Origin of the sequence: Burkholderia sp. BCC1638 (assembly GCF_902833195.1) — a bacterium.
Classification (GTDB): domain Bacteria; phylum Pseudomonadota; class Gammaproteobacteria; order Burkholderiales; family Burkholderiaceae; genus Burkholderia; species Burkholderia diffusa.
This window is the reverse complement of record NZ_CADFEC010000060.1, coordinates 1-8,717: the sequence shown is the minus strand read 5'-3', so window position 1 is coordinate 8,717 and position 8,717 is coordinate 1. Positions and strand designations below refer to the sequence as shown.

The following is an 8,717-nucleotide window of genomic DNA, read 5'->3' as shown; positions in this document are numbered from 1 at the left end:
GCGAGAAATAAGGTGCATCCTCGGGGCAAACTTCTCCGAATGGGCGGCGCTTCGCTTCGGTATCCGGCCATTCCCCGCCCACATCGCCGACCACCTCGCGCGATCGCCTATTAATCAGTGTTTCCCTAGCGTGGTGTGCGCTATATCGCGTCGAGCCGACTAGGGGCCGGCGCACCGGTGCTTTGGCTGAGCAAGACTGCGTGCGACAGCGTATGGCAGAAACTGGCGTTGGAGGGGCATTGGCGCACGATTGAGGACCGCCTCGCGCAATGTACCGGCTGGAGGCAGCCTTGCGCGAGGCGGTTGTCCACTGGCGCCTGTATCCGGCGATGTTGTGTCTGCAGACGATGCGCGGCGTGCAGTGCACCAAGCAGTGGGCGTGCGCGCCGAGCTGGGCTAGCTGTCACGCTTCGTGCACCCACGCAAGTTGATGACCTGGCTGAGGTGACGCCGGGCGAACACTCGTCACGCGAGAAGCGTCGTCACGGCAGCATCCCCAAGAATGGCAACAGCGATGAGAGAAAGCTGCTCGTCGAAGCCACCTGAAGCTACCAGTGCCCGGCCCGCGTGAGTCCCGGAACCAGCCTAGCCGCGAAGGCATCCCCAAGTCCGTCGTCGACCGCGCGGTATGCGCAGATGCACCTGTGTCGGCGCTATCGGAAGCTCGTCGCACGCGGCAAGCAAAAGAATATCGCGGTGATTGCGGCCGCGCGCGAACTCAGTGGCGTCATCTGGGACATCAGCCGACACGTGATGTCACTCGCAGTCCGGTCCGAGGTGTGCATGGCGTAGCGCGACACTTGAACAACGCTTGAATCACCCCAACCACTCGAGAAGGAGTTTCCTGAAGGCGGCGTAGCCTGGCACGCGAGTAGCCCGCGACGCGGCTACGCAACGAGTCTGATTCGACTTGCGGTCCTAGATTGCGGCAGGCTCATAGGGCGGACCTCTGTAATGCGATAACCAGCCCGTGGATATCAGCGTGATTCACCGTCGAGACATACTGCTGCGTCGCCCTCAGGAAAATCGGACAACATGCATTTGAAGACCGAAAAGCCGATCCTGATTGACAGCAGGAGTTATATCAGCCGCTGTGCGTTGGTGGCCGCGGGCGAAGCCAGATCTGACAATTGACATTGTCGACATTGTTAACAATGTCGACGTGATTGTCACTCTTCTAATTGTTGCCACGGCAGTGCTTAAAAATTTATTTTATTCATTAAAACAAGTACGTAGATCGAAAAAAAATCGCCTGGCATAACTCTTGTATTAGTGTCTGTGACCGCTTGATGGTCGTTTGAGATGAAACGTGGACACCGTTGGTGCCGCACCGAACAGGAGATTATCTTGACTACTGCCACGACTGAAACCATCGAAACTTTCCTTCGTCCGATCGATCGCGACGGGCTTCTAAATTTCGCGGCATCAGGACGCGACAACCCGGAGCGTCGCGGCACCAACAAGGTGCGCACTGTGATGAAGGGGCAATTTCGCTCGTGGAGCTATGTGGGCGACCACAACCCCGTCGTTGTCGATGAGCCGCTTCATCTGTTCGGCGAAAACACCGTTCCGGCGCCCGGAGAGATTGCGCTGTCCGCGCTCGGAGGTTGCCTCGGCGTCGGCATCACTGCAGTCGCGACGTTCCGCCAGGTCCGCTTGTCACGTCTCGAGATTTCGCTCGAGGGTGATATCGGCAACACGGCGGCATGGGGGGCGGGCGGCGCGGATCGTGTACCAGCGCAGATGGGATTTCAGGAGATCCGCGTCAGGGTGCAGATCGAGGGCGACGCGAGTCGCGAAGAATTGAAGGAGATTGTCGAGCACGCGAACTTCTTTTCGCCGGTCGCCAACACGATGCGCAATCCCGTTCAGTTCAGCATTTCGCTGGCGGACTGATCGAGCATTGCATGCCCACCGCCCTCTGGAAGACGCACCATGAACGTTAGTGATTATTCGGGCAGCCTGCTCGACTCATCCTGGCCTACGGACAGGATCATCGCGGATGTCACTGCTATTGCTGACAAGCAATTGGCCGAAGTTGCCCATCGTATCGACCATGACGGGTTTTACCCATTACACATCATGGCGTCGCTGGGAGCGGTGGGTGCCTTTGGTGCGCATTTGACGTGCGGCGGCGATCGGATCGCGCTGTCGATCGACGCGATGCGCGCGATCAGCCGCCGATGCGGATCGACAGGCTTCATGACGTGGTGTCATGACGTCTGCGGACTGTATATGGAGCAGTCGGGCAATCCGGCGCTCACCGGTGAGTTACTTAGAGAGCACATGATGGGCCGCAGTTTTGGCGGCACTGCACTGTCGAATCCGATGAAGGCACTGGCCGGTATCGAGAAGATGTCGTTGCGTGCGGTGGCTGTGCCCGGTGGGTATCGCGTGAGCGGCGCACTGCCTTGGGTCAGCCATATCGCACCGGGACACCACTTCGGCGCGATGGCCGGCGTGTATCGCGATGACGGTTCGCTGTCGCACGAAATCATGTTTTTGGTCCGTTGCACAGATCAGGTGCACTTGCGTCAGTGCCCAGAGTTCTCTGGGATGGAAGGAACCAGCACGTGGGGCGTGCGGGTCGACGAACTATTCGTCGGCGACGACATGCTGATCGCAGATCCTGCACGTCCTTTCATCGCCCGCATCCGCGCGGTGTTCGTTTTGCTGCAAGTGGGCATGGCGTTGGGCGTGTCGCAGGGAAGCATCGATTCGATGCGCGAGGTCGAACCGGTCCTCGGTCACGTGAACCGCTTTCTACATGACCGCCCGAATGACCTCGAGGCCGAATACGCGGAACTGGCGGAGCAAGTCGCAATGCTTGCGCAAACGCCTTACGACGGAAGCAAGGACTATTTTGTGAGCGTGCTAGATGCGCGCGCGCAGGGTGCCGAACTCGCACTACGCGCGTCGCAGTCTGCACTGCTGCATCAGGGGGCTCGAGGGTATCTCTCCAGCGCTGCTCCCCAGCGCCGTGTGCGCGAAGCGCACTTTGTTGCGATTGTGACCCCGGCGATCAAGCACCTGCGCTGGGAGATGGACCGTTTGTCCCGTGAGGAGATGCCTGTATGAATGCCCTCGATATGCCGCCGTGGCGACGATTTCTGTGTCGCGCCTGCGGTCTCATTTATGACGAAGAATTGGGCGACGAGGACAGCGGTCTCGTGCCCGGCACGCGATTCGAAGACATTCCGGACGATTGGGAATGCCCTCTTTGCGGTGTGACCAAAGCCGATTTCGAGCCGTGCGACGCAATTCTCGAACAGGAACTGCCGCGGGCGCACGAGGCTGGTGCAGTGACGAACGCCAAGATCGCCGGCGTTGTGATCGTCGGCGCGGGCATCGCGGGATGGAGCACGGCCGAGGCCGTGCGCGCACTCGATCGCGAAGTCCCTATCACCCTCGTGACCGCTTGCAAGGGGGACCGCTACCACAAGCCGGAAATTTCGGTCGCGTTGAGCCGCGGTTTGGCGCCGGGCGACATGATCCGCGATCCGGCCGCCGATGCGGCCCGCCGGCTCGGCGTTCGCGTGATCGCAGACACATTCGTCGTTGGCATTTCGTCGCGTACGCGTCAGTTACGCACGACGCGCGGCAGTTTTCGATACACGAAATTGGTGCTCGCACAAGGATCGCGGCCCGCGCTTCCCGCGTCGCTTCCGGCAGAGCTGTGCTGGCGCGTGAATGACTTTGTCGGCTGGCAAGGTTTGCATGCGCGATTGAGCAACGGGGCGCGTCGCGTAGCCGTAGTCGGTGCGGGCATGGTCGGCGTCGAGCTTGCCGAGGACTTCACGAAGGCCGGTCATGCGGTCACGCTAATCGACATCAACGCGGAGCCGCTGCGTGGACTCGTACCGGACTTCGTCGCGAAGCGCTTGCGCGCTGAGCTGGACTTGCTGGGTTGCCGTTTCCTCGGTTCGACCCGTATCGCTCAAATCGAGATTGCCGCCGATGGCTGCAAGCGCGTCGTGACACGTGACGGCGACGCCCTGTTCGTCGACGAGGTGGTGGCGGCGACCGGACTTGAGACGGAATCGCGGCTCGCGCGCGACGCAGGACTCGCATTCGACAACGGAATTGTCGTTGACGCACGGACCATGCAGACGAGTCATGCGGACATCTATGCCGTAGGCGATTGCATCAGCATCGATGGAGTGCCGTGCCGTTTCATCGAACCCATCGCACGGCAGGCGAATGCGCTCGCGCATCATGTTTTGGGACTGACGCACCAAGGTTACCAGCACGGAACACCTGTCATTCGTTTGAAGACGCGCGCGTTCCCAATTGTGGTTCACGGTTTGCCTCGCGCGAATGGCATATGGCGCGAAGCGACGACTTGCGACGACAGTATCGTCGCCGAGCAGTGGCTTGGCGCGGAGCGAGTCGCACGCCTCGTAGCGGGGCGTGCGACGCCGCAACAGGTTGTGTGATATGCGAAGCGCCCGTCTTTCTGTGAATCGCCTTTCAACTGTCCGATACATAGGGTCCCGTGAGCATGAATGACAACCTGTACCAACCCTACAGCGCCGATCGATCGCTCAATGGTTGCTCGTGCGGTAAGCACCTGAACCAATCCGAACACGAGTCGGCGGCGAACGCGCGGCTGGCTGTCCGTCGCGAGGATGCGGATGCACTATCGCAGGACTTCGTCGAGGCTGCAGTCGTGCGCGCTCTCTTTCCCAACGACCTGATTCGCCGCAGGTTTTTGAAGGCCGTCGGAAGCAGCGTAGCGCGCGCGGCGATCGCGAGCGTGTTGCCGCTGGCTGCCCTTCAGGCGATGGCTGGCGAGCGGCCCGGCGCGATAGAAAAGAAGGCTCTGAAAATCGGCTTCATCCCGATCAACTGCGCGACGCCGCTCATCATGGCGGATCCACTGGGATTCTATAAGGAACAGGGGCTCAACGTCACACTCAGTAAGACCGCCGGATGGGCGCTTGTGCGCGATCAGATGCTCAACCGTCAACTCGACGCGTCGCATTTTCTCGCGCCGATGCCTCTGGCTATTTCCGTCGGGCTGGGGTCGTCGCCGCAGCCGATGCGTGTGGCGGCAATCGAGAACATCAATGGTCAGGCGATTACGCTTGCGCTGCGGCACAAGGACAATCGTGACCCGCGCAACTGGAAGGGTTTCAAGTTCGCAATCCCGTTCGAGTATTCGATGCACAATTTCCTATTGCGCTACTACCTCGCGGAGTACGGTATCGATCCCGATCGCGACGTGCAACTGCGCGTGACACCGCCGGCCGAAATGATCGCTAACCTGCGCGCGGGCAATATCGACGGGTTCCTGGGGCCAGATCCATTCAATCAACGTGCGGTGTACGACCAAATCGGCTTCATCCACATCTTGTCGAAGGACATCTGGAATGGCCACCCGTGTTGCGCGTTCGGCGTGTCACAGGAATTCATCACGCAGAATCCGAATACTTTTGCGGCGCTGTTCCGTGCGCTTTTCAAAGCGTCGGCGAGCGCACACAAGGCCGAAAACCGGCCCGCGATCGCCAGAGCGATTTCGACGCCGAACTATCTGAACCAGCCAGAAACGGTTGTTCTACAAGCTTTGAGTGGGCACTACGCGGACGGTCTCGGCAACGTACGTAACGAACCGGACCGGGCGGACTTCAACCCGATACCATGGTACTCGATGGCAACCTGGATGCTCACGCAGATGCGTCGTTGGGGGTACATCAAGAGCGATGTCGATTATGCCTCGCTCGCGCGAAAGGTTTTCCTGCTTACAGACGCGCGGGCACGCATGAAGGAACTTTCCGACCCGTTCTCGAGCACGATGGATCCTGCGAGCGGTTTCCAGACGTACACGATCATGGGACGCGAGTTCAATCCGGCTGATCCCAAGGGCTATGTCTCCAGTTTTTCGATCAGGAGAGCGTGAAGTGAAATCCCCCATGAAAGCGACACTTCGCGTGCGCGCTGCGCTGATTTCGCTGTTCGTGCTGTGTCTGGCCGTTTTGGTCTGGCAGATTGCCACGACGCAGCAAGGACAGACGCCGCAACTGCATGTGACACCCGAGCAGATCGAATATGCGAAGTTGATGGGCCAACCGGTGCCAGGAGATGACGCCGGCGCGACGCGGCACGACGGCTTTCCGACGCCGGCGCAGTTTCTCGCAGTCGGAATGAGTAATCTCGCCCATCCGTTCTACGATCATGGCCCCAACGACAAGGGCATCGGTATACAGCTGGCATGGTCGTTGATGAGGGTTGCGGGAGGCTATCTGCTCGCGGTCGTCGTCGCTGTTCCGTTTGGATTTGTCATCGGTATGTCACCGGTTCTGTACCGCGCGTTCGACCCGTTCATCCAGTTGCTCAAGCCGATCTCTCCACTGGCATGGATGCCTATTGCGCTCTATACGATCAAGGATGCGTCGCTTTCCGCCATCTTCGTGATCAGCATCTGCTCGATCTGGCCGATGCTGATCAACACCGCGTTCGGCGTCGCGAACGTGCGCAAGGACTGGCTGAATGTCGCGCGGACACTCGAGGTCCAGCCGATGCGCAAAGCATTCCAGATCGTTCTGCCGGCTGCTGCGCCTACGATCGTCACGGGAATGCGGATATCGATGGGTATTGCATGGCTCGTGATCGTCGCAGCAGAGATGCTGGTCGGTGGGACCGGGATCGGGTATTTCGTCTGGAACCAGTGGAACAACTTCTCACTGCCGAACGTGATCTTCGCCGTGCTGGTCATCGGTGTCGTAGGCATGGTTCTCGATCTGATGTTTGCGCGTCTGCAAAGGAAGGTGACCTATGCCGAGTAATGATGGTCGTGCCAGTTCGCGGCAAGCTTTCGTCGAAGTCGACGAACTCTCGAAGCAGTATCGTGAGGACGTACCCCCCGTCTTCGAAGACGTGACGTTTCGCATGGACCAGGGTGAGTTCATCTGCGTTATCGGGCATTCTGGGTGCGGCAAGAGTACGATCCTTAATGTGCTTGCCGGACTCGAGGAAGCATCGTCCGGGGTGGCGGTGATGGCGGGGCGAGAAATCGCGGGCCCGAGTCTCGATCGTGGGGTGGTATTTCAAGGGCATGCACTGTTGCCGTGGCTGACCGCGAAGCAAAATGTGGAGTTCGCCGTACGTTCGCGTCATCCGGACTGGAGCAGAGCCGCAATCACCGAGCACACGCTGCGATTTCTCGACATGGTCGGGCTGTCGCACGCGGTAGACAAGAAGCCGTCCGAGTTGTCGGGTGGCATGAAGCAGCGAGTCGGTATCGCACGTGCGTTTTCGGTCGAGCCGAGAATGTTGATGATGGACGAACCGTTTGGCGCACTCGATGCGCTCACGCGAGGTGTCATTCAGGACGAGCTGCTGAGGATTTGTGCGGCGACCAATCAGACCGTTTTTATGATCACGCACGATGTCGATGAAGCCATATTGTTGGCCGACAGAATTTTTTTGATGAGTAATGGTCCCCGTGCACGCTTGGCGGAGATTGTTGTCAATCCGCTACCGAGAAACCGGACACGCGAAACGCTTGTCAACGAGCCACAATTCTACGTAATACGAAATTATTTGATCGATTTCCTTGTGCGGCGATCGGCACTAATTCAGCAGGAAATAGAAGACGGCAAGAGTCCTCACAAGTCGACGCGCGTCGTCAGGCTGGACGCGAATCCGAACGCCGTCGTCAATCTCGAGCAAAGTCGCGCCGCGCGTTTAGCGTAGTCGGGTATTTGCACTTATGTTGTTACACCTTTTTTACAGGAGAGTTTCGTGATTACTAGCCGCTCGCAAGTGACAGAGATGATCGTGTCAGCCAAAGTTCGAAAGGGCATCAAATGGGTAGATGTGGCACGCCGCGTCGGTCTTTCGAAAGAATGGGCAACCGCTGCATGTCTCGGTCAGATGACGCTCGACAAGGCCCAGGCGGAAACCATCGGCAAGATTTTTGAACTTTCCGACGAAGCCGTCGCGTGGCTGCAGATCGTGCCGTACAAGGGTTCGCTGCCGACGCCGGTGCCGACCGATCCGCTGATCTACCGTTGGTATGAAGTGGTGAGCGTCTATGGCACGACGATCAAGGAATTGATCCACGAGGAATTCGGCGACGGCATCATGAGCGCCATCGATTTCTCGATGGACATCCAGCGCGAGGCCGATCCGAGGGGTGATCGCGTCAACGTTGTGCTGTCTGGAAAGTTCCTGCCGTACAAGAGTTACTGACGCGTGACGACCTGTTCCGGCGCGTGATTTGCGGTGCCGTAACTGACGTTGTTCTCGGCCTGACGGATGGCACCGGAGTGCTGGCCGTGCTATTTCTGGCGCCTTCTTCGGGGCGCCGCCGATCTCGCGCTTTGCAGCCGCGGTCGCTGCGCTGGGCGTCGTCGCGGTGGTGCGGCCGCGCTTGAACTGCCTACGATCGCCGATCTTGCTCATCCCGCTGGCGGAAGCGAGCAGATTACCGGAATGCGACGCGTGCGTGCGCGACGAACTCGTCGTCGATCGGCTGGTGCACGAGCAGGTGCGAATACCGGGGTCGTCGCCAATTCACAGTCATCTGTGTTTCAGAAGGCTATCGCCATGACCGTGGAAAGAACGTTTATCGATACCCTTGTTTTCTAAGGAAACACTGATTAATAGGCGATCGCGCGAGGTGGTCGGCGATGTGGGCGGGGAATGGCCGGATACCGAAGCGAAGCGCCGCCCATTCGGAGAAGTTTGCCCCGAGGATGCACCTTATTTCTCGC

Annotated in this window: 7 protein-coding genes; all 7 read left to right on the top strand. The window is 59.2% G+C overall.

Features of this window, described 5'->3' with window-relative positions; translation table 11 throughout:
- Window positions 1-1,302 precede the first annotated feature (1,302 nt).
- The 7 genes from HWX22_RS30985 to cynS all read left to right on the top strand — a co-directional run bounded on the left by HWX22_RS30985 (window position 1,303) and on the right by cynS (window position 8,193).
- Entirely contained in the window at window positions 1,303-1,896 is a 594-nt protein-coding gene (locus tag HWX22_RS30985) for an OsmC family protein (protein WP_051889732.1), read from the top strand.
- A 39-nt stretch (window positions 1,897-1,935) separates the two neighbouring features.
- A complete protein-coding gene (locus tag HWX22_RS30980; protein ID WP_175912569.1) occupies window positions 1,936-3,078 on the top strand; it encodes an acyl-CoA dehydrogenase family protein in 1,143 nt (380 codons plus the stop codon).
- The gene (locus HWX22_RS30975; RefSeq protein WP_244135331.1) at window positions 3,075-4,436 is read left to right on the top strand and encodes an FAD-dependent oxidoreductase; all 1,362 of its coding nucleotides are present in this window, start codon (window positions 3,075-3,077) and stop codon (window positions 4,434-4,436) included. The genes HWX22_RS30980 and HWX22_RS30975 overlap by 4 nt, the downstream gene beginning before the upstream one ends.
- A gap of 65 nt (window positions 4,437-4,501) precedes the next feature.
- A complete protein-coding gene (locus HWX22_RS30970) occupies window positions 4,502-5,899 on the top strand; it encodes a CmpA/NrtA family ABC transporter substrate-binding protein (protein ID WP_043179554.1) in 1,398 nt (465 codons plus the stop codon).
- A gap of 13 nt (window positions 5,900-5,912) precedes the next feature.
- Window positions 5,913-6,785: a nitrate ABC transporter permease gene (ntrB, locus tag HWX22_RS30965; RefSeq protein ID WP_175825393.1), complete on the top strand. Its 873-nt coding sequence runs from the start codon at window positions 5,913-5,915 to the stop codon at window positions 6,783-6,785.
- The gene (locus tag HWX22_RS30960; RefSeq protein ID WP_175916968.1) at window positions 6,775-7,695 is read left to right on the top strand and encodes an ABC transporter ATP-binding protein; all 921 of its coding nucleotides are present in this window, start codon (window positions 6,775-6,777) and stop codon (window positions 7,693-7,695) included. Before ntrB ends, HWX22_RS30960 begins: the two co-directional genes overlap by 11 nt.
- Window positions 7,696-7,743: 48 nt before the next feature.
- A complete protein-coding gene (gene cynS / locus HWX22_RS30955) occupies window positions 7,744-8,193 on the top strand; it encodes a cyanase (RefSeq protein WP_043179551.1) in 450 nt (149 codons plus the stop codon).
- Window positions 8,194-8,717: the final 524 nt, after the last annotated feature.

Excerpts from the sequence above, each read along its gene's own strand:
- HWX22_RS30970 (WP_043179554.1), top strand. The coding sequence starts at position 4,502 with ATGAATGACAACCTGTACCAACCCTACAGCGCCGATCGATCGCTCAAT.
- HWX22_RS30975 (WP_244135331.1), top strand. The coding sequence starts at position 3,075 with ATGAATGCCCTCGATATGCCGCCGTGGCGACGATTTCTGTGTCGCGCC.
- HWX22_RS30980 (WP_175912569.1), top strand. The coding sequence starts at position 1,936 with ATGAACGTTAGTGATTATTCGGGCAGCCTGCTCGACTCATCCTGGCCT.
- HWX22_RS30985 (WP_051889732.1), top strand. The coding sequence starts at position 1,303 with ATGAAACGTGGACACCGTTGGTGCCGCACCGAACAGGAGATTATCTTG.
- ntrB (WP_175825393.1), top strand. The coding sequence starts at position 5,913 with ATGAAAGCGACACTTCGCGTGCGCGCTGCGCTGATTTCGCTGTTCGTG.
- HWX22_RS30960 (WP_175916968.1), top strand. The coding sequence starts at position 6,775 with ATGCCGAGTAATGATGGTCGTGCCAGTTCGCGGCAAGCTTTCGTCGAA.